The 25,206-nt window shown below is 66.6% G+C and carries 22 protein-coding genes; 12 read left to right on the top strand and 10 right to left on the bottom strand.

All coding sequences use genetic code 11. The features are described 5' to 3' along the window. Nucleotides 1-317: 317 nt before the first annotated feature. Nucleotides 318-1,214, bottom strand: a complete 897-nt coding sequence (locus tag AC1DN0_RS15450; RefSeq protein ID WP_441636540.1) for a LysR family transcriptional regulator — start codon at nt 1,212-1,214, stop codon at nt 318-320. A gap of 163 nt (nt 1,215-1,377) precedes the next feature. Here AC1DN0_RS15450 and AC1DN0_RS15445 point away from each other — a divergent pair, with 163 nt between their 5' ends. From AC1DN0_RS15445 to AC1DN0_RS15430, 4 genes are all read left to right on the top strand, one after another. Then, nucleotides 1,378-2,739 carry an acyclic terpene utilization AtuA family protein gene (locus AC1DN0_RS15445; RefSeq protein WP_441636542.1) on the top strand — a complete coding sequence of 454 codons (1,362 nt, stop codon included), beginning with the start codon at nt 1,378-1,380 and terminating at the stop codon, nt 2,737-2,739. Beyond that, nucleotides 2,736-3,116, top strand: a complete 381-nt coding sequence (locus tag AC1DN0_RS15440; RefSeq protein ID WP_441636544.1) for an AtuA-related protein — start codon at nt 2,736-2,738, stop codon at nt 3,114-3,116. Before AC1DN0_RS15445 ends, AC1DN0_RS15440 begins: the two co-directional genes overlap by 4 nt. 85 nt (nt 3,117-3,201) lie before the next feature. Then, complete coding sequence (locus AC1DN0_RS15435; protein ID WP_441636546.1) at nt 3,202-4,188, top strand: Bug family tripartite tricarboxylate transporter substrate binding protein; 987 nt, start codon at nt 3,202-3,204, stop codon at nt 4,186-4,188. A 251-nt stretch (nt 4,189-4,439) separates the two neighbouring features. Continuing rightward, nucleotides 4,440-5,027: a hypothetical protein gene (locus AC1DN0_RS15430; RefSeq protein WP_441636547.1), complete on the top strand. Its 588-nt coding sequence runs from the start codon at nt 4,440-4,442 to the stop codon at nt 5,025-5,027. A gap of 25 nt (nt 5,028-5,052) precedes the next feature. Here AC1DN0_RS15430 and AC1DN0_RS15425 read toward each other — a convergent pair whose 3' ends face one another. After that, nucleotides 5,053-5,487 carry an EamA family transporter gene (locus AC1DN0_RS15425; RefSeq protein ID WP_035862605.1) on the bottom strand — a complete coding sequence of 145 codons (435 nt, stop codon included), beginning with the start codon at nt 5,485-5,487 and terminating at the stop codon, nt 5,053-5,055. A 40-nt stretch (nt 5,488-5,527) separates the two neighbouring features. Next, nucleotides 5,528-5,917 (bottom strand): GNAT family N-acetyltransferase, encoded by a 390-nt coding sequence (locus AC1DN0_RS15420; RefSeq protein WP_035862606.1) that lies wholly within the window; start codon nt 5,915-5,917, stop codon nt 5,528-5,530. Between the two features lie 172 nt (nt 5,918-6,089). Between AC1DN0_RS15420 and AC1DN0_RS15415 the strand changes: the two genes are divergently transcribed. Then, on the top strand, nt 6,090-7,586 hold the full coding sequence (locus tag AC1DN0_RS15415) for an AMP nucleosidase (protein ID WP_152561723.1): 1,497 nt from the start codon (nt 6,090-6,092) through the stop codon (nt 7,584-7,586). Between the two features lie 284 nt (nt 7,587-7,870). Next, nucleotides 7,871-8,620, top strand: a complete 750-nt coding sequence (locus AC1DN0_RS15410; protein WP_477145830.1) for an HD-GYP domain-containing protein — start codon at nt 7,871-7,873, stop codon at nt 8,618-8,620. A gap of 96 nt (nt 8,621-8,716) precedes the next feature. Here the strand turns inward: AC1DN0_RS15410 and AC1DN0_RS15405 are convergent, their stop codons facing one another. Continuing rightward, the gene (locus AC1DN0_RS15405; RefSeq protein WP_441636552.1) at nt 8,717-9,364 is read right to left on the bottom strand and encodes an OmpW/AlkL family protein; all 648 of its coding nucleotides are present in this window, start codon (nt 9,362-9,364) and stop codon (nt 8,717-8,719) included. Between the two features lie 360 nt (nt 9,365-9,724). Continuing rightward, the gene (leuA, locus tag AC1DN0_RS15400) at nt 9,725-11,422 is read right to left on the bottom strand and encodes a 2-isopropylmalate synthase (protein WP_441636556.1); all 1,698 of its coding nucleotides are present in this window, start codon (nt 11,420-11,422) and stop codon (nt 9,725-9,727) included. A 691-nt stretch (nt 11,423-12,113) separates the two neighbouring features. Here leuA and AC1DN0_RS15395 point away from each other — a divergent pair. Further along, nucleotides 12,114-13,475: a hypothetical protein gene (locus AC1DN0_RS15395; RefSeq protein ID WP_441636554.1), complete on the top strand. Its 1,362-nt coding sequence runs from the start codon at nt 12,114-12,116 to the stop codon at nt 13,473-13,475. Between the two features lie 358 nt (nt 13,476-13,833). Here AC1DN0_RS15395 and AC1DN0_RS15390 read toward each other — a convergent pair whose 3' ends face one another. Genes AC1DN0_RS15390 through AC1DN0_RS15380 form a run of 3 tightly spaced genes read right to left on the bottom strand, consistent with a single transcriptional unit; the run spans nt 13,834 to nt 16,367 of the window. Further along, entirely contained in the window at nt 13,834-14,154 is a 321-nt protein-coding gene (locus tag AC1DN0_RS15390) for a DUF6587 family protein (protein WP_477111684.1), read from the bottom strand. A 16-nt stretch (nt 14,155-14,170) separates the two neighbouring features. Then, nucleotides 14,171-16,042 carry a ferrous iron transport protein B gene (gene feoB, locus AC1DN0_RS15385; RefSeq protein WP_441637102.1) on the bottom strand — a complete coding sequence of 624 codons (1,872 nt, stop codon included), beginning with the start codon at nt 16,040-16,042 and terminating at the stop codon, nt 14,171-14,173. Between the two features lie 19 nt (nt 16,043-16,061). Continuing rightward, entirely contained in the window at nt 16,062-16,367 is a 306-nt protein-coding gene (locus AC1DN0_RS15380; RefSeq protein WP_035862617.1) for a FeoA family protein, read from the bottom strand. 303 nt (nt 16,368-16,670) lie between these two features. Here AC1DN0_RS15380 and AC1DN0_RS15375 point away from each other — a divergent pair, with 303 nt between their 5' ends. Then, the gene (locus AC1DN0_RS15375; protein WP_035862620.1) at nt 16,671-16,970 is read left to right on the top strand and encodes an antibiotic biosynthesis monooxygenase family protein; all 300 of its coding nucleotides are present in this window, start codon (nt 16,671-16,673) and stop codon (nt 16,968-16,970) included. Between the two features lie 285 nt (nt 16,971-17,255). Here AC1DN0_RS15375 and AC1DN0_RS15370 read toward each other — a convergent pair whose 3' ends face one another. Next, nucleotides 17,256-18,128: a LysR family transcriptional regulator gene (locus AC1DN0_RS15370; protein ID WP_441637104.1), complete on the bottom strand. Its 873-nt coding sequence runs from the start codon at nt 18,126-18,128 to the stop codon at nt 17,256-17,258. Between the two features lie 296 nt (nt 18,129-18,424). On the opposite strand from AC1DN0_RS15370, the gene AC1DN0_RS15365 reads away from it, so the two are divergent. The 4 genes from AC1DN0_RS15365 to AC1DN0_RS15350 all read left to right on the top strand — a co-directional run bounded on the left by AC1DN0_RS15365 (nt 18,425) and on the right by AC1DN0_RS15350 (nt 23,242). Continuing rightward, entirely contained in the window at nt 18,425-20,233 is a 1,809-nt protein-coding gene (locus AC1DN0_RS15365; protein ID WP_441637106.1) for an acyl-CoA dehydrogenase family protein, read from the top strand. 112 nt (nt 20,234-20,345) lie between these two features. Further along, entirely contained in the window at nt 20,346-21,326 is a 981-nt protein-coding gene (locus AC1DN0_RS15360; RefSeq protein WP_441637108.1) for a Bug family tripartite tricarboxylate transporter substrate binding protein, read from the top strand. Nucleotides 21,327-21,563: 237 nt separating this feature from the next. Then, the gene (locus tag AC1DN0_RS15355; RefSeq protein WP_276287419.1) at nt 21,564-22,016 is read left to right on the top strand and encodes a PaaI family thioesterase; all 453 of its coding nucleotides are present in this window, start codon (nt 21,564-21,566) and stop codon (nt 22,014-22,016) included. 74 nt (nt 22,017-22,090) lie between these two features. After that, nucleotides 22,091-23,242, top strand: a complete 1,152-nt coding sequence (locus AC1DN0_RS15350) for a CaiB/BaiF CoA transferase family protein (RefSeq protein ID WP_441637111.1) — start codon at nt 22,091-22,093, stop codon at nt 23,240-23,242. Nucleotides 23,243-23,290: 48 nt separating this feature from the next. Here AC1DN0_RS15350 and AC1DN0_RS15345 read toward each other — a convergent pair whose 3' ends face one another. Beyond that, nucleotides 23,291-25,024, bottom strand: coding sequence for a lactate permease LctP family transporter (locus tag AC1DN0_RS15345; protein ID WP_477111683.1), 1,734 nt, complete (start codon nt 25,022-25,024; stop codon nt 23,291-23,293). Nucleotides 25,025-25,206: the final 182 nt, after the last annotated feature.

Raw genomic sequence — 25,206 nt, 5'->3', positions numbered from 1 at the left:
GACAAAAAGAGCGGCCGGGACCCAAACTCGCATCGCCTTAAGGCGATACTCAAACATGGGTCCCTCTTTTCCGCTCTTTTTGCCTGCCGACGAGGCGCCCCATACGGCCTGGTACACCTTGACGGCTCGCTTCGCATCGCGGGTTGGTGCGGCCCGCCCTTGGGGGCGCTCCACACGGCTACACCAGGTCGTTGATCTGGCGGTGGCGCTTTTCTCTGCGTTGCTTCGGTCCGTCAGGCTTTGCTTGTCAGGCGCGAGTTCCACATTCGCCTTTGGTCTTGGCCAGGCTGTTGCCGTTAGAGCATCGTCGCTGCAGCCTAGCCGCTTCCGCCTTTCCTGAAATGCGCTTGCAAGGCTTCAATCATCGCCGCTGCCGCTACCGAGTCTCCTCTCTCTTTCAGCCGCACCAGGCATATCTCGCGTACCAGGGAGGGTAATTGCAGGGGCCGGATCGCCAGGCTTTCTTGCTGGAACTGGAACAGCGCCAGCGCGGGCACCACCGTCACGCCGAGCCCCGCCGCTACCAGTGCGGCTACGGTGGCGAGGTGTTCTACTTCCATCACCCCGTTAAGCTTGAGCGGATGGAGCGCGGCGTCCAGGTGCTGGCGCACGCTGCTGGTACGCGAGAGCTGGATAAAGGGCAGGCCCGCAAGCGCTTGCGGGGCCACCCGCCGGCGGCGCGCCAGCGGATGGTCCGCCGGGCAAACCAGGTGGAAGCTGTCCGTCACCAGGGGCTCGATGCGCAGGTCGCCGTCCTGCGCCGGGGCGGGCGCCAGCGCGAAGTCCGCGCGGCCTCGCCGTACCAGGTCGATGCAGCCGTCCGCCAGCAGGTCGAACAGCTCGATGGCAATGCCGGGATAGCGCTGGTGGAAGGCCGCGAGGATCGGCGGCAGGTCGCCCGCGGCCAATGAGGGCAGCGCTGCAATCGAAACCCGCCCCTTGCGGCGTTCGGCGTGGTCGCGCAGTTCCGCGAAGGCGGTCTCGAAATCCGCCAGCAGGCGCGTGGCCACTTCCTCGAAGCGCCGGCCTTCCACGCTCAGTTCCACATGCCGCGTGGTGCGCTCGAACAGCCGCGTACCGGCCTGTTCCTCCAGCGTCTGGATAAGTGCGCTGAAGGCCGATTGCGACAGGTGGCAGGCCTGCGCGGCGCGCGTGAAGTTGCGGTGCGTGACCAAGGCCACGAAGGCGCGCAGGTGTTTGACCGAGAGGTTCATTGGCAGGCGCCCAATTCAGCTGAAAAAACGATAGATTAATCCAAATTATCCATTTTTTAGTTGAGGATGACACGTCTAGAATGACTTCATCGGACGTGCTCATCGGGGCTCGTACTTCTTCATCACCCAAGCTTTTCTCAGGCCATCAACGGGCTTCCATCCTATGACCGCTCCTCTGCTGATTGGCTCAGGCGCCGGCTTCTCCGGCGACCGCACCGACGCCGCCCTGCCCGTGGTGCGGTCCCTGATCGCAGCGGGCGGTCCGGCCGTGCTGATGTTCGAGACGCTGGCCGAGCGCACGCTGGCGCTGGCCCAGCTGGCGCGCCGCGGCAACCCCGCCCATGGCTATGAACCGCTGCTCGACGCGCTGCTGGCGCCCGTGCTGGGGCTGTGCCTGGCCAATGGCATTCCCATCGTCGGCAATTTCGGCGCGGCCAATCCGCATGCCGCCGCGCAGCGCGTGGGCGCACTGGCGGCGGAGCTTGGCCTGGCGCCGCCGCGGGTGGCGGTGGTGGAGGGCGACGATCTTTCGCACGAGGCCGGCCGCGCCGTCCTGCGCCAGATCGTCGGCCCTGATTTTCCCGAGGCGCGCTTCGTTTGCGCCAACGCCTACATCGGGGCGCAGGGCATTGCCGATGCGCTGGCCGCCGGCGCGCAGGTGGTGGTGTGCGGCCGCGTGGCCGATCCCGCCCTGGCGGTCGGCCCGGCCATGGCGCATTTCGGCTGGTCATGGCAGGACTGGGATCGCCTGGCGCGCGCCACCATGGCAGGCCACCTGCTCGAATGCGGGGCGCAAGTCACCGGCGGCTATTTCGCCGATCCCGGCATGAAGGACGTGCCGGATGTGCACGCCGTCGGCTATCCCATCGTGCGCCTGGATGAAGACGGCAATATCGAGGTGGGCAAGGCGGCGGATACCGGCGGCTGCGTGGACCTGCGCACGGTCAAGGAACAGTTGCTGTACGAGGTGCATGACCCTGCCGCCTATCTCACGCCCGACGTGATCGCCGATATCAGCGCGGCCACGGTCGAGCAGGTCGGCCCCGACCGCGTGGCCGTGCGCAATGTGCGCGGCCGCGAGCGGCCCGGACAACTCAAGGCCAACCTGTTCTACGAAGGCGGCTGGATCGCCGAAGGCGAGATTTCGTACGCCGGCCCCAACGCCGCGGCGCGCGCGCGCCTGGCTGCGGAGATCGTGCGCAAGCGCATGGACCTGCTGGGCCACGCGGCGCCGATCCGCTTCGACCTGATCGGCGTGCTGAGCGTGTTCGCCGACGATGGCGGCCGCCTGCTGCAACAGCCGCAAGCCGGCGAGGCGCAGGCGCGGGACGTGCGTCTGCGCGCCGCGCTGGCGCATGAGGACAAGTCCGTGGCGGAAACGCTGCTGCGCGAGGTCAATGCGCTCTATACCTGCGGACCCGCCGGCGGCGGTGGCGTGCGCACCGCGCTGCGCGCGCGCCTGAATGCCATGTCCTGCCTGGTGCCGCGCAGCGCCGTCACCGCAAGCCACACTCTGCTGCCATGAACGCCACCACCTCCAATACCGCCACGCCGGCTGCCGCTGCAGCCACCATCGCGCTTTATCAGCTTGCGCACGGACGCACGGGCGACAAGGGCGATCGCTCCAATATCAGCGTGATCGCCTACGACCCGCGCGACTTCGACCATCTCGCCGCCCATGTCACCGAAGACGCCGTGGCGGCACTGTTCAGCTACCGGCGGCCGTCTGCGGTCAGACGCTACCTGGTGCCCTCGCTGCAGGCGATGAACTTCGTCATCGACGGCGTGCTCGACGGCGGCGTCAACGATGCACTCAACCTGGACACGCACGGCAAGGCGCTGTCCTTCCTGCTGCTGCAACTGGAAATTCCCTTGCCCCCGCGCCTGGCCGGCGCCGGCTGAAACGCCGGATCCAGACCGCAAGCGACAAACCACAAACCACGTATCACAAATCAAAACGATTCGAGATTCGAACAGGAGACCCAAGATGTCCGCATACACCAAGCCCGCTTCCGTCCTGAAGGCGGTCACCGGCATCGCCGCCGCCGCGCTCGTGCTGCTGGCCGGCCCGGCGCACGCGGAGTTCCCGGACAAGCCGATCCGCTTCGTGGTGCCTTTCGCCGCCGGCAGCGCGACGGACCAGCTAGCCCGCGCGATCGGCCAGGCCATCACGCTGGATGCCAAGGTAACGGTGGTGGTCGACAACAAGCCCGGCGCCAACGGCTTTATCGCCGCCAGCGACGTGGCCAAGGCCAGCCCCGACGGCTATACCGTGCTGATCACCAGCAACACTACGCATGCGGCCAACGAGCACCTGTTCAAGAAGCTGCCTTACGATCCGGTCAAGGACTACGTTCCGGTGACAGCACTGGGCCGTGGCGGCCAGATCATGGTGGTCAACCCGCAGTTGCCGGTCAATAGCGTGGGAGACTTCATCGCGCTGGCCAGGAAGGAGCCGGGCAAGCTCAGTTTCGGCAGCGGCAGCTCGTCCTCGCGTATCGCGGGCGAGCTGTTCCAGCAGATGGCGCATGTGCAATTGCTGCACGTGCCCTACAAGAGCAATCCGCTCGCGGTCACGGATCTGCTGGGCAACCAGATCCAGATGATGATCACCGATACCGCCACCGGACTACCCCAGGTCAAGAGCGGCAAGCTCAAGGCGCTGGGCGTGTCGGGCAAGACCCGCTCGCCGCTTGCGCCCAATGTGCCGACCATCGACGAGGCGGGCGTCAAGGGTTATGAGATGAGCTACTGGTTCGCCGCCTACGCGCCGGCCAAAACGCCGCAGCCGGTGGTGGACAAGCTCAACGCGCTGATGGTAAAGGCCGCCAGGAGTGACACCGCGGCCAATTTCTACCAGTCCACCGGTACTGAAGTGTTCACCAGCACGCCGGCGGAACTGGCGAGGTTCCAGACGCAGGAATCGGCCAAGTGGGGCCGCATCATCAAGGCCGCGAACATCCAGCCCGAGTAAGCCATGCGTGCCGCCTTGCCGTGCGATCCACCTGCACGGCATGGCCTGGCAGCCAACCGCATACGGCAGCTTGCCGGGCTAGGCGCTGCGCATCGGATGTGTTGGATGGGGCGGGGCGCGCCCTAGGTCAACCTTGCTGGCGGCAGGGCCGCAGCGCCCCGGGCGCCACAGACGGGCTACCATGCCGGCACCCACTCAACTTTCGCCACGCCCCGGCCCACGGCCATGCGCGGACGTACGCAAGGCACAGCATGAACGCAACCGCCGCTTCGGGACTTCCCGGCTCCCTCGACCCCCAGGCGCTGATCCGCACCTATATCCGCGCCAAGGACGAAAACCGTCCCCACCTGATGGCGCAGGCCTTCGCCGCCGATGCCACGCTGGAGATGACGGTCAAGTCCGCGGCCATCGCCTTCCCCGCGCGCAGCGAAGGCCTGGCCGCCATCAGCGATGTGCTGGTGCGGCGCTTTGGCCAGAGCTACGACAATGTCTACACGTTTTGCCTGGCCGAAGCCCAGCCCGCAGCGGATGCGCAGCGCTATGCCTGCGACTGGCTGGTCGGCATGACCGACAAGGCCACCGGCGGCGTACGTGTGGGCTGCGGCAGCTACGCATGGGAATTCTCCGGGCCGGGCAAGCCGCGCGTGCAAGCCCTCGCCATCGTGATCGAGGCCATGGAAGTATTGCCCTCCGACACCGCGCAACCCGTGCTCGACGGCTGGCTGGCGCGGCTGCCCTATCCGTGGTGTGCTGGTGCACTCGCCTGTCAGCAGGCGCCGGCGCTGCCGCAACTGGCACCGGTGCTGTCGTATCTTCGTGCCGGCGCCGCGGACCGGTGAGGAATCCGGGCGGCGCGGGCGCCGCTCAGCGCTTGAACCCGAGCACCAGCACGCCGGCGCCCACCAGAGCGATGCCGGCCCACTCGCGCAGGCTGGGGCGTTCGCCGAGGAAGATCACGGCGAACACCGCCACCAGCAGCAGGCTGAGCTTGTCCACCGGCGCCACCTTCGAGGCATCGCCGATCTTCAGTGCCCGGAAGTAGCACACCCAGGAGGCGCCGGTGGCCAGTCCCGACAGGACCAGGAAGATCCAGGTCCGGGGCGGCAGCGCGAGCGGGTTGCTCCACTTGCCCGTCAGCACCACGAAGATGCTCAGCACCACGATGATCACCGCGGTGCGCACCAGGGTGGCGAGGTCGGAATTAATGCCCTCAAGCCCGATCTTGGCAAAGATCGCCGTCAGCGCGGCGAAAACAGCCGACAGCAATGCCCAATGAAACCAACCGGTGGAAGAAGCCATGGCGTTGCGTGTGAGGTGTTTGGCGGCCGCCTTGCGCCACTCAGGTGCGCCGGCGCTCCATGGCCACCAGCGAAGGCACGAAGCCTAGCTGGCCGAAGAAGGCCGCCTCGGACGAGCGTCCGGCGCGTAGCACCCAGGTGATGTCGGGATCGTTGCCGACGATCTGGCGCACCAGGGCGCGCCCGATGCCGCGCCGGCGATGGCTCGGTGCCACCGCGACCATCGACAGATAGCCGTTGGAGATGTCGTCGCACAAGGCACGCGCGAAACCTACGACTTCACCGTTATCCACCGCCACCACCACCCGTTGCGAGTTGGCGATCAGGCGGGCGAAGCGTTCCGTATTGGCGACCCGGTGTGCCCACCCGTTGGCCGCAAGGAGTTGTCTGGCTGCCTCGGTTTCTTCTGGCAGCAGATTGCGGATTTCCATCAGGGCTCCCCATGCAAGCACATACTGCAACTCGGCGCTGCCCTTCTTGTGGGGGGGCGTCTCGAGGCGAGTGCGGCCCGAGGCCGCGAAAGACTGCTGGCAGTGTAGCGAGCGCGCGCAGGCCCGTCAATTTGCGACAGGCCATGTTGCTACCATGCTGTGGCGGGGTATCATGGACACCATGAATGCCTCGATCTTCTCTTCCGCCCATCCGGCCGATCAGCTGGCCGAGTTCAGCGATGCCGATGCCGCGCTGGCCCGCATCCGTGAAATCTACGATGCCTCGGTCGGCGCCATCCGCGCGCGCTTCGATGCCTTTGCCAAGGGACAGCCACTGCCGTCAGCGGCACATGCCTGTTACCCCTACCTCGGCATCTCGGTCAATCTCGAAACCATGGTCACCGACAGCCGCCCATCCTGGGGCACGGTCGCCTACCCCGGCGTGTACGGCACCACGGTCACCCGGCCCGAACTGCTGGCGGACTACTACCGGGACCAGATCGAGCGCCTGATACGCTACCACCGCGTGCCCGTGGTGGTCGGCGTGAGCCGGCGCCCGATCCCGCTGCCCTTCGTCATCGAAGCCTCCACCACGGACATCAGCTACACCCAGGCGCGCGAGCTGGAAGCCTCCTTCGTGCTGCCCGAGCTGAGCCGCATCGACGATGCCATCGCCAACGGTACCTATGAGCCGGTGGCGGGCGAGGCCTGGCCGCTCTCGATGTTCCCCGGCGAGCGCGTGGACCTGGCGCTGCAGCGTCTCTACCACTACACCGGCACCGCGCCACAGCACTTCCAGCGCTTCGTGCTGTTCACCAACTACCAGCGCTACGTCGATGAATTCATCGCGCTCGGCCGCTCGCTGATGGGGGCCGAAGATGCGCAGGGCGCCGATGGCTACGTGCGCTTCGTCGAACCCGGCGACGTGATCCAGGAGCGCGGCGCGGCCGAGCCCGACGACGCCCAGCGTCCGCGCGCGCTGCCGCAGATGCCCGCCTATCACCTGGTGCGCGAGGACAAGCTCGGTGTCACGCTGGTCAATATCGGCGTGGGCCCGTCCAACGCCAAGACCATGACCGACCACCTTGCCGTGCTGCGTCCGCACTGCTGGCTGATGGTCGGCCACTGCGGCGGCCTGCGCCGCTCGCAGCAACTGGGCGACTACGTGCTGGCGCACGCCTATGTGCGCGACGATCACGTGCTCGATCATGACCTGCCGCCGTGGGTACCGGTACCTCCCATCGCCGAAATCCAGGTCGCGCTGCAGGAGGCCGTGGTGCGAGTGACGGGCTTGTCCGGCAATGAAATGAAAACCCGCATGCGCACCGGCACGGTGGTTTCCACCGACGACCGCAACTGGGAGCTGAAGTCCAAGGCGCTGTACGCCCGCTTCAACCAGTCACGTGCCATCGCCATCGACATGGAGAGCGCCACGGTCGCGGCCAACGGCTTCCGCCTGCGGGTGCCATACGGCACGCTGCTGTGCGTGTCCGACAAGCCGCTGCACGGTGAGCTCAAGCTGCGGGGCATGGCGAATGCGTTCTACCGGCAGCGGGTGAGCCAGCATATGTCGATCGGGCTGGAAGCGATTCGTATCCTGCGCGAAGGTGGTGCCGAACAATTGCACTCGCGCAAGCTGCGTAGCTTCGACGAACCGGCGTTCCGCTAGGCGGGCTTCTTCGGGAAAGCTGCAATGCAAGGGGGCCCCGTGATGCGGGGCCTTTCTTCTTGTGCCGCGCTCTCATCGACGTGCGAGCTGGCGTACGTTCGCACTGGCGGTCCATCGCATTCCCTGTTCCCGCTCACCGCGCCGTTGGCCCGCCACGCGTGTTTCACCGGATCCCTGGCGATAACCGGCTATTGCCTATTGGCGATATGCCAGTCCAGGCATAGAATCTCGCGCTTTGCCAGATGCCATTCGCCGTCATGCGGCGAATGCCGCGATTGCCCGGCATGGCATCCACCTGGCCATGCCGGTGCCGTTGCGATCTGCACCACTTCAGAACTATGACTACGAACCACCATGCGGTCGTCACGCTGGCCAGCCTGACGCTGGCAGGCTGCTTGCGTTATCCGCATGCCTCTGGCCATCTGGTTCGCACCGCGACGATTGCGGCCGGCCTTGCGGAAATGGTCGGACTGCGTGCCGAGGAGTGCGAGCGCATTCGGCTCGCCACGCCGGCGCACGACGTCGGCAAGCTCGCCATCCCGGACGCCGTGCTGCTCAAGCCCGGCAAGTTGCTTCCCGAAGAGAGACAGGTGATCGAGCGCCACGCCGAGATCGGCGCGAACCTACTTGCGGGTAGTTCGAATGCCCTGATGCGGCTCGCATCGCWGGTCGCGCATCACCACCATGAGCGCTTTGACGGCACGGGCTATCCGTGTGGGCTGGCCGGCCAGGAGATCCCGCTGGCAGCTCGCATCGTGGCGGTTGCCGATGCCTTTGACGCGATGACCGAGGCGCGTTGCTATCGCCCCTGCATGACGGACGACGATGCGCTATCCATCGTCTCGGCTGGGTCAGGCACGCAATTCGACCCGGAGGTGACGAGCGTCTTCCTCGCCAACATCCCGCAGGTCTTGCACCGCCGGCGGTCGGCGCAAGCGCTGCTCAGCGCCGGCTCCGAGATGGCCGTGGTCGCGCGCTTCTACGGCTTGAATCGCGATGCATTGCGGCAGATCCCCCGTCAGGCGAGGGCCTGACGGGGGATCTGCCGCGCGCGCCTGGAAGCCCGGTTAAAGCGTCCGAGGCGTCCGAGGCGTCCGAAGGGCTCGATGTGTTCGATGTGTTCGAGGTGTTTAGAAGCGGTAGCCCACACCCATGCTGAACAGCCACGGATCCAGGCTCACGTTCGAGACCTTGACGCCGGCCGCCTTGACGTCGCTCGACAGCCACACCTTCTTGATGTCGGCATTGAGGAACCAGTTCTTGGTGAGCTTGTAGTCCATGCCGATCTGCAAGGCAGGCGCCACGCTCCAGCTGTCGAGCGATAGCGAGTTGTTGGCAATGTCGGCGCCCCAGATCCGCGTGAAGTTCAGGCCCGCGCCCACATAGGGGCGGAAGGTACCGTTGGGGATGAAGTGATATTGCACCAGCAGCGTCGGCGGCAGGTGGGTGAAGGAACCGATCTTGTTGCCATCGAGGTAGACGTTCTGCTTCTGCGGCACGGTCAGCACCAGTTCCGCGGCGATGTGTGGTGTGAAGAAGTAGGTGACGTCGAGTTCCGGGATCCACTTGTTGTTGACGGTGATGCGGTCCGATGCGCCAACGCCGCCGATCGGGTCCGACTTGTCGGCCATGTCCAGATAGGTGGCGCGCAGGCGCACCATCCAGTTGCCCTGGGTTTCGTCGGACGCTGCCATGGCGGGCGCCGCGGCAACGCTGCCGAGCAGGGCGATGGCAGCAACAACGGTTGTGGAAAGGCGGGTGGACAGACGCTTCTTCATGATGGTTGGCTCGTGTAGTAGGGAAACTTCACGCTCAGTGTGGCGTAGGGTTCCCAGCCAAGCCTTGACCGAAAGCAAGAAGCACTGCATCGGCGGCGCGCGTGTGCATGTGCGTCGCAGCGTCGCCACAGCCGCTGTCTGGTTGTCAGGCGGGATCGTGGGCAAGCCGCCGGACTTTCGCATTTCCAATCGCGCTCCGGGGTTCTAAGGACATGCGCAAATATTCGTGGCAACCGGCACCGGCGCCCCTTACGCTGTGCACACAGTCAAGCAACGAGCATGTCGTGGGCGTCCCGCCAAGGGCGTCTTTCCGGGTGTGCCCCGTGGGGGCGGGGCACACCGGTTTTTCCTCGGTGGACCTCAGCCGGCCAGGGCTTCCTCGCGTTGCGACTGACTGGTGGCGCGCAGGTGGCGGTTCACGCCGGACACCACAGCCTTGAGCGACGCCGTGACAATATTGGCATCGATGCCGGCGCCGAAGCCGGTGGCGGAATCGCCAACACGCACTTCCACATAGCAAGCCGCGGCGGCATTAGCGCCGGACGACAGCGCGTGCTCGTGGTAATCCATCACACGTACCGGCGCATCGAGCGCGCCGGCGAAGGCGCCGACGAACGCATCGATCGGGCCGTTACCCCGGCCGCGCACGCTGACGGACTCGCCGTCGCGCAGCAATGCCACTTCGATCTCCACCTGGCCTTCGCTATCGGACACCATCTGGTGGCCCACATAGCGCAACGGCGCGGCGTGTTCGAGATACTCGCGCTGGAACAAGCCGTAGAGGTCGTCGGCGCTGGCTTCGAGCCCGCTTTCGTCGGTCATTGCCTGCACCGCGCGGCTGAACTCGATCTGCAGGCGCCGCGGCATATAGATGCCATGCACCTGTTCCAGCAGGTAGGCCATGCCGCCCTTGCCGGACTGGCTGTTGACGCGGATCACCGCGTCGTAGCTGCGGCCAAGGTCGGCCGGGTCGATCGGCAGGTAGGGCACTTCCCAGATCTCGTCAGGCTTTTGCTGGGCGAAGCCTTTGCGGATCGCGTCCTGGTGCGAGCCCGAGAACGCGGTGAAGACGAGGTCGCCCACATAGGGGTGCCGCGGATGCACCGGGAGCTGGTTGCAATGCTCCACGCAGTGGCGCACTTCGTCGATATCGGAAAAATCGAGCGCAGGGTCCACGCCCTGCGTGTAGAGATTCAGCGCCAGCGTGACCAGGTCCACATTGCCGGTACGCTCGCCGTTGCCAAACAGGCAACCTTCCACGCGATCCGCGCCGGCCATCACGGCCAGCTCGGCGGCAGCCACGGCGGTACCGCGGTCATTGTGCGGATGGACCGACAGCACGATGTCAGCGCGCCTTGCGAGATGGCGGTGCATCCATTCGACCTGGTCGGCGAAGATATTGGGCGTGCTGCATTCCACCGTGGTCGGCAGGTTCAGGATCAGGGGGCGCGCAGCGCTCGGTTGCCAGATCGCGGACACCGCATCGCAGACCTCGAGCGAGAAATCCAGTTCGGTCATGCTGAAGGTTTCCGGCGAGTATTCGTAGCTCCATGCCGTCTCGGGCATGGCATCGGTCAACGCCTTGATCAGCCGCGTGCCCTCCAGGGCGATCTCCTTGACCTCCTCGCGGCTGGCACCGAACACGATGCGGCGAAACGCGGGAGCGATGGGATTGTAGAGATGCACCACGGCGCGAGCCGCGCCGCGCACGGAATCGATGGTACGGCGGATCAGGTCCTCGCGCGCCTGCGTCAGCACCACGATGGTCACGTCATCCGGAATGCGGTCTTCCTCGATCAGCATTCGCACGAAATCGAAATCGGTCTGCGATGCCGAGGGGAACGCCACCTCGATCTGCTTCAGGCCGATCTTCACCAGTTGCTCGAAGAAACGGAGCTTGCGCTGCGGGTTCATCGGCTCGATCAGGGCCTGGTTGCCATCGCGCAGATCGGTGCTCATCCAGATCGGCGCGCGCGTGATGCGCTGGTCGGGCCAGGTGCGGTCGGCGATTTCGACGGCGATGGCGGGGCGGTACTTGGCGGCGGGGTTGCACAACATCATGACGGTTCTCCTTCCTCGCGGGAAGATGCAAGACACAATAGGCCAGAGCGCTAAAGCGCAATGGCGGAAAAAGGGTGGCGCGAGGCTGCCGAACTGCCACGAGGCACTAGGCCCGGCAACCGATCGGTAGGTCTAGCAGTAGCGAGGAGGAGAGATGCGGCGCCGATAGCGCCGGAGCGGTGCCCGGCACACGGCCTGCTGCCGGCACGCGCACGGCTGCGGCGATGCTGGAAGCATCGGCGGCCTGGCGGTGGGAGCAGGTGGCTTGGTGCATTGCGTGCGGTGCGGGAAGCGGTCCGGATGGCGCGGCTTCCGTGGTTGCGCTGATCACTTGCGTTGCATGCCTGTCGCCAGCGAAGCGGCAAGCATCTGGCAAGAGTAGTCGAGTTGACGCGCGGGCGTCAAGGGCGCCGCCGCGTCGTCTTCGGGCCTGAGCCGCAAAGGTGCGCGTTTCGCATTTCACCCTGACGGATGGCGGCGCGGGGATGAGCGCTGCCGCACATAAGCCTCGAACCCTCAACCGTATGGCTGGTACAGCAGTCCGCGCATCCTGACTAGTCTGGTAAGCGACGTGACCAGAGATTCCGCCATTTTCCCAGCTGGCGCGTCCGGAAAACGAGATTCGGCACCTGCGCCTTTGCCTTGTTCGGCATGGCCCGCGGACAGGACGCCATACGGGGGAGACATCATGACAAACACCAAGAGGTGGCCAGCATGGCTGGCCTGTGGCGCCATGGCATTGCTGGTGGCGGGTTGCGGTGGCGGGGGCGGCGGCGGAAATTCAGCCGCGCCCAGCACGGCGAGCACCGCGGCCGATACGACACCGCTGAAATACTCGGTAACGCTCACGATGACCTCGGGACAGGTGGGCGTGGGACGCAGCATTTCGATGTCAGCCTCGGTGGTGGACAGCAAGGGCACGGACGTGACCTCGTCCACCGCCTTTGCCTGGACTTCGTCAGTCGATACAGTGGCCACCGTGGTCCCTGCCGCCGCTGCAAGCGGCAGCGCCACCGTGACGGGCGTGGCGGTGGGTACGGCCACCATCCAGGTGGTCGCCAGCGTCAAGGCGGCCGACAACACCACCACGCAGTTGCCCGCACAGACCGCGACGGTGACCGTGGAGCCGGGCACCGTCAGCTACAACCTGGCGTTGTCGAATCCGGTCCTGTCGCTGGTCGACGGCCAGGTGCAGCCAGTCACGGCGAAGCTGGTCGATGGCAACGGCAACGACGTCAGCGCGGCCGTGCATGACTGGGCCTGGGCCAGTTCGATTTCCAACGTGCAAGTCAGTGCCACGCAGAACTCGGCTTCGCTCAAGGGGGTCAACAGCTCTGATACGACCGAAGCGGTCGGCACGGTCACCGTGTCGGTCACCGCGCCCAACGGCAGTCCTGTCAGCGGGCAAATGCTGGTGACGGTGCAGAAGAACACCAGCTACACGTACCAGCTCGAACTGTCGCAGGGGGGGACGCCGATCAGTACGCTGACCGTGCTCAATGGCTATCCGCAGACCTTTGGCGCCCGCGTGATCCGCAGCGACTCACATGATTCCACCGCGGACTTCGACGGCACCTGGAGCTATGCGATCGCTTCCCCGACACTGTCCGTCTCCGCGACTCCGGCCACGCGGCAAGCCGTGGTGAGCAGCAATATCGTGATTGGCAAGCCCACCGTGCAGAGCCAGTTGCTGGTGACGGCTGCAAGTTCCAAGATATCCAGTACGCCCAAGGCCAGCCTGACGGTGACGGAGCAGCCGAAATGGGCGCTGGTGTATAGCGGGCCGCAGCCCCTGAAGCTGCTGCTGTCGCTGCCGGTGCCCATTCCAGTCAGCGCCAAGCTGATGTTCTTCGGTGCGGCAAGCCCGTCCCTCAACTGCACCGGCTGGAGCTGGACCAGCAGCGCAAACGTGACGTTCGGGCCTGGCGTCGATGCCGCGCAGATCGTAGTGACGCCCCTGGCGCTTGGCGACTTCTCCGTGACGGCAACCTGCACGGCAGGCCCCGAGTTGCAGCCGATCTCAATCACGATTCCGGGAACGGTGATCTGATACGAGGGCCAGGTCTTCCTGTACGCCTTCTCGGCTTTGACGCGGCGCCCGGCATGCTTATCTGCCGGGCGTCGTTGTCATTGCCGGCGCACTGCACAAGCAAGCAGAGGTTGGCCTGGCATTCGGGAAAATACCGTAACGCGGTGGGAATCCGGCAACTGCTCGTGCATGAGAGCCTGGACCTTGGCGCAACATCGTGGAGACTGCCTGGCCCAGGCTTCCTGGCGGGTAGAGAAAGACGGCGCAGGGGGAGGGGGAAAGGAGGCGGGAAAAGCCGGGATTCAGCCCCGGCGAACCCAGGGCGTACCCGTTTCTGCGTGGACCGGCAAGAGGGTTCGCGATGGGTCTTGAGGGTATTTCAGCGCTTGGCCACGAAACGGATGACCTGCTCGCCGGCCTGTTTGCCGGGCGCCGGATGCTCGCCCTGCGCCGTGCTGGAGTCGCAGGTATTGCACCCGCCGCTGTCGCAGCCGCTGGCGCAGCCGGCCGCGGCCTGCGGTGCCAGCCATGCCACGGCGCGCTGGCGCCAGCCGTTGGCGGCGCTGCCGCCCAGGCTCGCCGCCAGCCACGCCTTGACCCGCTCGCGCGTGCGCGGCGCGTAGCGCGCCAGCACGGAGAGCGCGCAGACCAGCACGATCAACGGTACGAGCAGGGTTTCGGCGGCGTGGTAGAGGTTCATGACTGGGTGCTGCTGGTTAGCTGAACATCAGGGCGATGCGGTATGTGGCAAAGGCTGCCACGTAGCCCAGCCCCGCCAGGTAGGCGGTCGAGGCCGCCATTACCTTCCAGGAGCCGGTCTCGCGCCGGATCACCGCCAGCGTGGAGATGCACTGCGGCGCGAACACGAACCACGCCAGCAGCGACAGCGCGGTGGCGAGCGACCATTGCGCGGCGATCATCGGCGCCAGCTGGCTGGCCATGGCGTCCTCGCTGCCCGACAGGGCATAGACGGTGGCCAGCGCGCCCACGGCGACTTCGCGCGCGGCCAGGCCGGGTACCAGCGCAATGCAGATCTGCCAGTTGAAGCCCACCGGCGCGAAGACATGCTCCAGCCCGCGGCCGATCATGCCGGCGAAGCTGTAGTCGATGGCCGGGGCGGTGGCGCCGTCCGGCGGCGACGGGAAGGTGGCCAGGAACCACAGCAGCACCGTCAGCGTCAGGATCACCTTGCCCACGCGGGACAGGAAGATACGGGCACGCTCCCACAGGCCGATCGCCACGTCGCGCGCATTGGGGATGCGGTACGAGGGCAGCTCCATCAGCAGCGGGTGGTCGGTGCGGTCGCGGCGGAAATACTTCAGCACATAGGCCACCACCAGCGCGCTCACGATGCCCGCCACATAGAGCGCAAACAGCACCAGTCCCTGCAGGTTGAACAGCCCCATCACCGTGCGCGCCGGGATGAAGGCGCCTATCAGCAGCGCGTATACGGGCAGGCGCGCGGAGCAGGTCATCAGCGGCGCCACCAGGATGGTCGCGAGGCGGTCGCGCGGGTCCTGGATGGTGCGCGTGGCCATGATGCCGGGAATCGCGCAGGCAAAGCTCGACAGCAGCGGGATAAAGGAACGGCCGGACAAGCCCGCGCCCATCATCAGCCGGTCGAGCAGGAAGGCTGCGCGCGGCAGGTAGCCGGATTCTTCCAGCGTCAGGATAAAGAGGAACAGGATCAGGATCTGCGGCAGGAACACGATGACGGCGCCCAGGCCGGCAATCAGGCCATCCACCAGCAGGCTGCGCAGCATGCCTTCTGGCAGGTGGCTGCCGACGATCTCGCCGAACCAGTGCACGCCGCCCTCGAGGCCGTCCATCAGCGGCGTGGCCCATGAGAACACCGCCTGGAACATCAGGAACAGCAGCACGGCCAGGATCAGCAGCCCGAACACCGGATGCAGCAGGATGCGGTCGAGCCGGTCGTCCATGGCGGCGGTGCGCGCCGGCATCGTGACGGACGCATCCAGCAGGCGCTTGACCTCCTGGTGGACGTCCAGGTCGGAAGCGCTTTCGGCGGCGGCCTGCGGCGCCGCGGGCAGGGCGGCGTCGAGGGCGGCCAGCAGGTTGGCGGCGCCATCGCGCCTGACGGCCACCGTCGCCACCACCGGCACGCCGAGCGCGGCGGACAGCTTGTCGCGATCGATGTGGATGCCGCGCTTGGCCGCGGCGTCGCTCATATTGAGCACCAGCACCATCGGCAGGCCGAGGCGGCGCAGCTCCAGCACGAAGCGCAGGTGCAGGCGCAGGTTGGTGGCATCCACCACCGACACCAGCAGGTCGGGGCGCGGCTCGCCCGGGCGCTGCCCCAGGCAGATATCGCGCGTGATGGCTTCGTCCAGGCTGGCCGCGTGCAGGCTGTATGCGCCCGGCAGGTCGAGCACCCGCACCTGGCGCCCGGCCGGCGAAACGAAATGGCCTTCCTTGCGCTCGACGGTGACGCCCGCATAGTTGGCCACCTTCTGGCGGCTGCCGGTCAGGCGATTGAACAGGGCGGTCTTGCCGCAGTTGGGATTGCCCACCAGCGCAACGCGCAAAGCGGGACGCTGGGAAGCGGAAGTCGGGGAGGCGACAGACATATTCTTGGCAGGTGCCCGGTCAGGCAGCGGAGCGTTTGACGGCGGGCGCGTCGGGCTGCGCTGCCGGCGTGATGCTGGAGACGGAAGCGCTGACCGCTTCCACGGTAATGCGGGCCGCTTCGGCGCGGCGCAATGCAAACCGGGTAAAGCCAACCTGGGCGACAAGGGGATCCATGCCGAACGGTCCCAGTGCAATGACCTGTACAGCTTCGCCCGGCACAAAGCCGAGTTCGCGCAGGCGGCGAGCTACCGGATCGTTAGGAGAGTTGTCATCGACAGACACGATGACAGCGGCAGTGCGCCGCGCAAGGTCAGACAACCGCATGTGGCTTCCAGTCCGTTGGCGCGAGGCACGGCACGCGGTCGGCAAACTCACACCAGGGTTGGTAAATGAAAATCGTTCCTATTGTAGCCGATTTGCATGCCTGTGTTCGGCTTTCGGGCCGTTGCCATGTTGCTGCCGCAAATCTTCCGCTGGTAACGGGCATTTGCGGTTGTGGAAGCGGACATTGCCGGGGGACGGACGGCGTTGCGCGACGGGATGTTGCCCCCTGTCATAGAATGCGAGTCGGCACACACCCGGCGCTGGCCCAGGGCGGCCAAGCCACGCTAACAGGGAGCACAAGACATGATTTTCGAAATAGCGCAGTTCCAGATCAAGCCGGGTTCCGAATCGGCGTTCGAGGCGGGTGTGGCGAAGGCGGCGCCGCTCTTCAAGCGCGCCCGCGGCTGTCACGCCATGCGCTTGCTCAGGTCGATCGAGAATCCCTCGCACTACACCCTCGAAGTGAAGTGGGAGACGGTCGAGAACCATATGGTCGATTTCCGCGAATCCGAGGATTTCACCGAGTGGCGCAAGCTGGTTGGCGAATACTTCGCGGCGGCGCCCAATGTCGGGCATGCGAGCGTCGCGGTCGAAGGGTTCTGAGGCCGGCGGCAGCCGGGGATGCCCGGGCTGCCGGCGCTTTTCCCCTGCTGCAGTCCCCTGCTTCGGGAGGGGGGCGAATAACGCAATTGCGTTATTGGTGGGGGCATGGCCAGGGGGTAAGCTGTTTGCACGCTGAACACCCCGTTCCACGCGTATTTGACGTGCCACCTGCCGGTAAAGCAGGTGGCATTTTCTTCTTGTGCCGGGGCTTTCGCCATAGGGGCGCTGCGATGCCCATTCAAACCCGAAAGCACCCTGCGTGAACTGCCGCGCTGTCCTCCTGCCTCATCCCCTCACCATTTCCAGGAACCGGTCCCTCGCCGGATCATCCGGCCCGGCCTTCCACACGCAATACACCTCCGACGGCACTGTCGCCTGCGCCAGCGGCAGGAACACCGCCCCGGCCATCGCCGAGTGCTGCAATGCCGCCGGCACCACGGCAACCCCGGTGCCTTGCGACACCAGCGACACCACCGACAGCCAGTGCCGCACCTCATGCCGGATCTGCGGATAAAAGCCCTGCGCCGCGCACATCTCGAAGATCCGGTTGTAATAGTCGGGCGAAGCCTTGCGCGAGAACAGTACGAAAGGCTCGCCACGCAACTCGCCAAGCGCTACGGAGGCTTGGTTGGCCAGCGGATGGTCGTCGGGCACGCAGCACAGGAACGGCTCGCTGTGCACTAGCGAGGTGGCGAGCTCGTCCGGGACGCGGTTGGTATGGATGAAGCCGGCGTCCAGCGCATCGTGCAGCAGCGCGTCGATCTGCTCCTGCGAGTTGAGTTCGGTCAGCGCCACCTGGATGCCGGGGTAGCTGGTCTGGAACGCACGCAGGCGCTGGGGCAGGCCGCGGTACAACATTGAGCCAACGAAGCCGATGCGCAGCCGTCCCACCGCGCCGGCCTCGATCTCGCGCGCCAGCAGGCGGGCTTCCTCGGCCTGCGCAAGCAGCGCGCTGGCCGATTCCCGGAAGGCCCGGCCGGCGGCGGTCAGGCGCACGCCGCGGCTGTCGCGCTCGAACAGGCGGGCGCCCACCGAAGCTTCCAACTGCTGGATATTGAGCGACAACGGCGGCTGGGAGATCGACAGCCGGCGAGCGGCACGGCCGAAATGCAGCTCCTCGGCGAGCACAAGGAAGTAGCGCAGGTGACGGAATTCCATAGCGATACAGAAATTATATGGATCAAGCCAATTTTAGAATTAGACACGAATCGCCGGGCTTTGAATAATGCAGACAGAGCATCCGTCCGCCGCCCCGCGCGCGATGCCACGGCCCAGGGGCCACGCAGATGCCCTGCCCGCTAAAAACGGCCGGTAAAAGCACAAAACTAACAGCAAGAGACAGCAAAACCACCACACCGCGCAAGAACCGCCCGCCAGCAGCCTGGAGCGTCCGCCCAGGGGCCGGTCTGGCTTTGGACCCGGCGTCACGCGCCGGCAAACTCAGGAGACACCTCATGCAGACCAGCGCAGCGCGCCAAACTGCCACTTCCGCCACCACCGCACCCGCCGCCACGGCCACGCCAGCCCATCCGGTGCCGGACCAGCAGGGCGTCAACCTGTTTGCCAGCGATCCGGATCTTCGCGCGCTGTTGCCGCTGTATCTCCCGGCGGACCTGTTCGCCCACCTGCTGCCCCACCTCGATCGCATGGGCGCGCTGGCCGGCGGCGTGCTGGACGAACTCGCGCATATCGCCGACCAGAACAAGCCCACCTTGTCGCACCGGACCCGCACCGGCATCGATGCGCAACGCATCGACAAGCATCCCGCTTACGTGGAGCTTGAGAAGGTAGCGTTCTCCGAGTTCGGCCTGGCGGCGGCATCGCACCGCGGCGGCGTGCTCGGCTGGGACAAGCCGATGCCCGCCGCGGCCAAGTATGCGCTGACCTACCTGTTCGTGCAGGCCGAGTTCGGCCTGTGCTGCCCGCTGTCGATGACCGATTCGCTCACCCGCACGCTGCGCAAGTTCGGCGATCCGGCGGTGGTCGAGCGCTTCCTGCCCAATCTCACTACCCAGGTCTTCGAGGACCTGTACCAGGGCGCCATGTTCATGACCGAGCAGGGCGCCGGATCCGACGTGGCCGCGACCACCACGCGCGCCGCCCGCGACGCGCAGGCCGAAGGCGGCTGGCGCCTGTCGGGCGACAAGTGGTTCTGCTCCAACCCGGACGCCGCGCTGGCGATGGTGCTGGCCCGCGTCGAAGACGAGAACGGCGAGGCCGCTCCCGGCATCAAGGGCGTGTCGCTGTTCCTGCTGCCGCGCACACTGGCCGACGGCAGCGCCAATCACTATCGCATCATCCGCCTGAAGGACAAGCTCGGCACGCGCTCCATGGCCAGCGGCGAGATTCGCCTCGAAGGCGCCCATGCCTACCTGGTGGGCGAACTGGGCCGGGGCTTCGTGCAGATGGCCGACATGATCAACAACTCGCGCCTGTCCAACGGCGTGCGCGCGGCCGGGCTGATGCGCCGCGCCCTGTCCGAGGGCCAGTTCATCGCGCGCGAGCGCCGCGCCTTCGGCAAGCGCCTGCTGGACATGCCGCTGATGCGCCGCCAGCTGCTCAAGCTCGTGCTGCCCACCGAGCAGGCCCGCACCATGGTGTTCCAGACCGCCGAGGCACTGCGCCGCGCCGATGCCGGCGAGGCCGATGCTTATCCGCTGATGCGCGTGCTGACGCCGCTGATCAAGTTCCGCGCCTGCCGCGATGCGCGCAAGGTCACCGGCGACGCCATGGAAATGCGCGGCGGCTGCGGCTATATCGAGGAATGGAGCGATCCGCGCCTGGTGCGCGACGCGCATCTTGGTTCGATCTGGGAAGGCACCAGCAATATCGTCGCCCTGGATGTGCTGCGCGCGATCCGCCGCGAAGGCGCGTTGCCGGTGCTCGAAGCCCACCTGGCAGGCCTGCTGCAAGCCACGCCGATGCATTCCACGGCGCGCGCTGCGTTCACCAGGGCCGTCGCTCGTGCCAGCACGCTGGCCGACCGCGCAGCCGAAGCCGGCGCCGATGGCGATGTGCTGGCCCGCCAGGCCGCCTCGGCGCTGTACCACGTGACCAGCGCGGTCGCCATGGCCTGGGAAGCCGGCCGCATCGGCTCGGTACGGCGCATGCGCCTGGCCCAGCTGGTGCTGCTCCATCGCGTGCTGCCCCAGGATCCTCTGGCCGGCGAGGCCGAACCCTACTGGCTGGCCGACACCGTCGCGCCGCCCGACGACGGCGCCGTGAGCGCTACCGGCGAGGTGGACCAAGTCAACCTCTTCTGACGCAGTACCGCAAAACCGTAAACCGACAAGCCCCCGCGGCGCCCACCGGCGCCGCGCACGCCGCCGCAGCATCGGCTGCCCGGCGGAAGAAGACCTAAACCAGGAGACAAGCATGACCCTCTGGCAACGCATCGCGGCCATCGCCGCCTGCACCCTCTGCGTAGGCGTGGCCCCCGCGCAGGCGCAGAAGGAATTCCCGTCCAAGCCGATCATGATGATCGTGACCTACCCGCCCGGCGGCCCCACCGACGTGATGGCGCGCACCCTGGCGTCCGCGCTCAAGGGCAGCCTCGGCCAGACCGTGGTGGTGGAAAACCGCGCCGGTGCCGGCGGCAATATCGGCGCCGAAGCGGTGGCGCGTGCCGAGCCGGATGGCTACACGCTGATGTTCGGTACCTCGGCCCCGCTGGCGATCAATGTCAGCCTGTACCGCAAGATCAACTACGACCCGGTAAAGAGCTTTGCGCCGGTGATCCAGATCGGGCAGTTGCCTAACGTGCTGGTGGTCAACCCATCCGTGCCCGCCAAGAACGTGAGCGAACTGATCGCGTACGGCAAGGCGCATCCCGGCAATCTCACCTATGCCTCCTCCGGCAACGGCGCGTCCTCGCATCTCGCAGGCGTGCTGTTCAACAACATGGCCGGCACCGACTTCCGCCATATCCCCTACAAGGGCACCGGTCCCGCGCTCAACGACCTGCTTGGCGGGCAGGTCAGCATGGCGTTCACCGATGTGCTCACCGCGCTGCCCTTTATCAAGAGCGGCAAGGTGCGCGTGCTGGGCGTGACCACCAAGGGCCGTTCGCAAGCGCTGCCCGATGTGCCCACCGTGGCCGAGCAGGGCGTGCCCGGCTTCGACGTCTCGGTATTCTTCGGCGTGGTCGCGCCGGCCGGCACGCCGCCGGCGGTCATCACCCGGCTCAATCGTGCCTTTGCCGAAGCGCTGCAACAGCCCGAAGTACGCAAGACCTTGCTCGCGCAGGGTCTGGAACTCGCGCCGTCGACGACGCCGGAGCAGCTCGGCAGCTTCGTCAAGGCGGAGGTGACCAAATGGCGCGGCGTGGTGCAGAAATCGGGCGCGCAGCTGGACTGAGCAAACGGCGCCGGGGCGGCCGCGCCGCCGCCCCGGCGGTGACGCTGGCCAGGCAAGGCTATGAACGATGGCCGGTTCGGCTGTAGTATCGTTGTTTGCGAACGAGCGTGCGTTTCTGCGCACCTCATGGCATGAAGCCTGTTCGTGGGCACAACAAAGCAGCGGTGCCCGCTCCGGACTTCATGACCGTCCCTCGTTCCCGCGTTTCCTGACCGCCCCCAACCGACCCCGCCTTATATGACCGATTTATCCAAGCCCACGCCCGTCAACGAATTCGCCGGTGAGGCGCCTGGCCTGCTGTTCGCCCTGCCGATGCCGATGGCCCGCGTCTTCGGGCTGACCGGCGTGCACATCGACGCCAAAGAAGCGCGCGTGCGCATGCCCTATCACCCGGACCACACCAACAGCCGCGGCGACGTGCATGGCGGCGCGCTGGCCACCCTGCTCGACTGCACGCTGGCCTGCGTCGCGCGCGGCCACGATCCCCGGCGCTATGGCGTGGCGACGATCGACCTGTCGGTGCATTTCACGGCGCCCGGACGCGGCGAGCTGACCGCCACCGCCTGGTGCGAGCGGCGTGGCCGCTCCCTGTGCTTCGCGCGCGGCGAGATCCGCGACGAGCAGGGCGAGTTGCTGGCGCTGGCTACCGGCACCTTCAAGCTGCTCGAGCGCGCCCCCGCGGCTGCCTGAGCAGCAAACGCCAATCGTCAACCGTCAACCACCGCCAACCGCCGCCAACCACCGCAGCTACGGAAACCCATCTCATGAGCAAACTCCCTGCATCCCCCGGCGCCCTCGCCGGCATCCGCGTGGTCGATCTCTCCCGCATCCTGGGTGGCCCGTTCTGCGGCCAGATCCTCGGCGACCATGGTGCCGACGTGCTCAAGATCGAACCGCCCCAGGGCGACGACACGCGCACCTGGGGGCCTCCGTTCAAGGATGGCGTGGCCTCGTACTACTTCGGGCTCAATCGCAACAAGCGCGTGATGCGCCTGGACCTCACCACCGATGCAGACCGCGAAGTGCTGCTCGCCTTGCTGGCGGATGCCGACGTGCTGGTCGAGAACTTCAAGACCGGCACGCTGGAAAAGTGGGGCCTGGGCTTTGACGCGCTGTCGGCGCGCTTCCCGCGCCTGGTGCACTGCCGGGTCTCGGGCTTTGGCGCCGATGGCCCGCTGGGCGGCTTGCCCGGCTACGACGCGGCGATCCAGGCCATGGCTGGCATCATGAGCATCAACGGCGAAGCCGGCGGCGATCCGCTGCGCGTGGGTTTGCCGGTGGTGGATATGGTGACCGGGCTGAATGCCGCGCTGGGCGTGCTGCTGGCGCTGCAGGAGCGCGAGCGCAGCGGACGCGGCCAGTTCGTCGAGGCGGCGCTGTACGACTCGGGACTGTCGCTGCTGCACCCGCATGCCGCGAACTGGTTCATGAACGGCAAGGAGCCCACCCGCACCGGGAACGCACACCCGAATATCTATCCCTACGACACCGTCGCCACCGCCACCGATCCGATCTTCCTCGCGGTCGGCAACGACCGGCAGTTCCGCATCCTGTGCGAGTACCTGGACCTGGCCGCGCTGGCCGACGACGAACGCTACGCCACGGCAGGCGCGCGTTCGGTCAACCGTGCCTTGCTGAAGGTGGAGCTGGAAGCCCGCATGGGCAAGCTGGATGGGAAGGTGCTGGCCGATACGCTGGTGGCTGCCGGCGTGCCGTGCGCGCCGGTGCTGTCGGTGGCCGACGCCTTGCAGCATCCGCACACCGCTCACCGCGAGATGGTGGTGGAGATGGCGGATGGTTACAAGGGACTGGGCGCGCCCATCAAGCTGAGCCGCACGCCGGCCACCTACCGCTACGCGCCGCTGGCCGAGGGCGATCAGTTCCTGCCGCGCGACGCCGCCAACGATAGCGAGTAACGTCGCCGCGCCCGCCGCGCATTGCACGCGGCAGGCGCCGGTGCCCGCTCAGTGCGGCACCATGCCCGTGAACACGTAAGCCTGCAGCACGGTGATGATGCCCACGATCACCGCGAACAGCAGGCTGTGCTTCACGGTGAAGCGGAACAACTCCGATTCCTTGCCCACCAGCCCGGTCGCCGCGCAAGCCACCGCGATCGATTGCGGCGAGATCATCTTGCCGGTCACGCCGCCGGTGGTGTTGGCCGCCACCAGCAGCGTGTCGGACACGCCGATCTGGTGCGCGGTGGTGCTCTGCAGCGAGCAGAACAGCGCATTGGACGACGTATCCGAACCGGTCAGGAACACGCCCAGCCAGCCCAGGAAGGGCGAGAAGAACGGAAAGGCCGCGCCGGTGCCGGCCAGCAGCAACGCCAGCGTCGACGACATGCCCGAGTAGTTCGCGACGAACGCAAACGCCAGCACCAGCCCGATCGACAGGATCGGGCGGCGCAGTTCCGCCAGCGTCTCGCCGAAGGTGGCCAGCGCATCGCGCGGCTTCATGCGCAGCAGCACGGCGGAGATCAGCGCGGTCAGCAGGATGGCAGTGCCCACCGCCGATACCAGGTCCAGCTTGAGCACTGCCTCGTAGGCCTTGGGCTGCGCCACGATCGGCGCGGCCTTGATCACCAGCTGGTCCAGCGCCGGCACATGGAACTTCAGCACCCATCCGGCCAGCGCGCCGTTGCCGGCGAACAGCGCCTTGAACGGTTGCAGGCTCCACACGGTAACGATGGCGGTGAGGATGCCGAACGGCGCCCAGGCGCGCACGGTCTGCGCCACGGTATAGGGCGAGGCGCGGCGATTGTCGCCCGCACCGTTGCCGACGGCACCGGCGCCAGCGGCGAGCCCGCTGCCCATGCGCGCCAGCGCGGCGGCACCGCCGCTGCCGGTCGCCACCGCGCCGCCGGCACGCTGGCTTGCGCGCTTCGGCTGCCACACCTTCAGGAACAGCGTCAGCGACACCAGGCTTACCAGCGCCGAGGTGATGTCAGGCAACTCGGGCCCGATGTGGTTCGAGGTGAAATACTGCGTCACCGAAAAGCTGGCGCCGGTCACCAGCGCTGCCGGCCACGTCTCTTTCACGCCGCGCTTGCCGTCCATGATGAATACCAGCCAGAACGGCACCGCCAGCGACAGCAGCGGCAATTGCCGGCCCGCCATCGCGCCGATGTGCATGGCGTCGATGCCGGTCACCTGGCCCGCCACGATGATGGGAATGCCCATGGCGCCGAAGGCCACCGGGGCCGTATTGGCGATCAGGCACAGGCCCGCCGCATAGAGCGGGTTGAAGCCCAGCCCCACCAGCAGCGCCGCGGTGATCGCCACCGGCGCGCCGAATCCCGCGGCGCCTTCCAGGAAGGCGCCGAAGGCGAAGCCGATCAGCAGCATCTGCAGGCGCTGGTCATCGGTGATGGCCAGCACGGATGCGCGGATGATGTCGAACTGCCCGGTCTTTACCACGATCTTGTAGAGGAACACCGCGGTCACGATGATCCACGCGATTGGCCACAGGCCGTAGGCAAAGCCGAAGCCCGCGGCGGCCAGCGCTTGCGGCACGGGCATGCCGTAGGCGAAGATCGCCACGCCTAGCGCGAGCAGTAGCGTGATGGCTGCCGCCACGTGGCCCTTCATGCGGAGCACCGCAAGGGCGAGGAAGAAGAAGAGGATGGGTAGCGCGGCTGCTAGCGCGGACAGCCATAGGCTGCCTAGCGGTGTGTAGATCTGGGTCCAGGGTTGCACGGTGGGTCTCCTCCGGGGATTGCGTTTGGATGAATTTGCTTTGGGGCGTTTTGGTGCTTGCGTTTGTTTTTTGTTGGCTTGGGGCATCACTGACATCTTCTGCAACTGACTGACTGCCTGACTGGCAAGGTCAAAGGCTTAAAGTCAAAAGCAGTTTCACCCCCCTGCGGGGGGCGACCTAC

This window comes from Cupriavidus sp. 05N39, assembly GCF_056397325.1.
The sequence above is the reverse complement of the archived record's forward strand: the minus strand, read 5'-3'. Positions and strand labels throughout refer to the sequence as shown.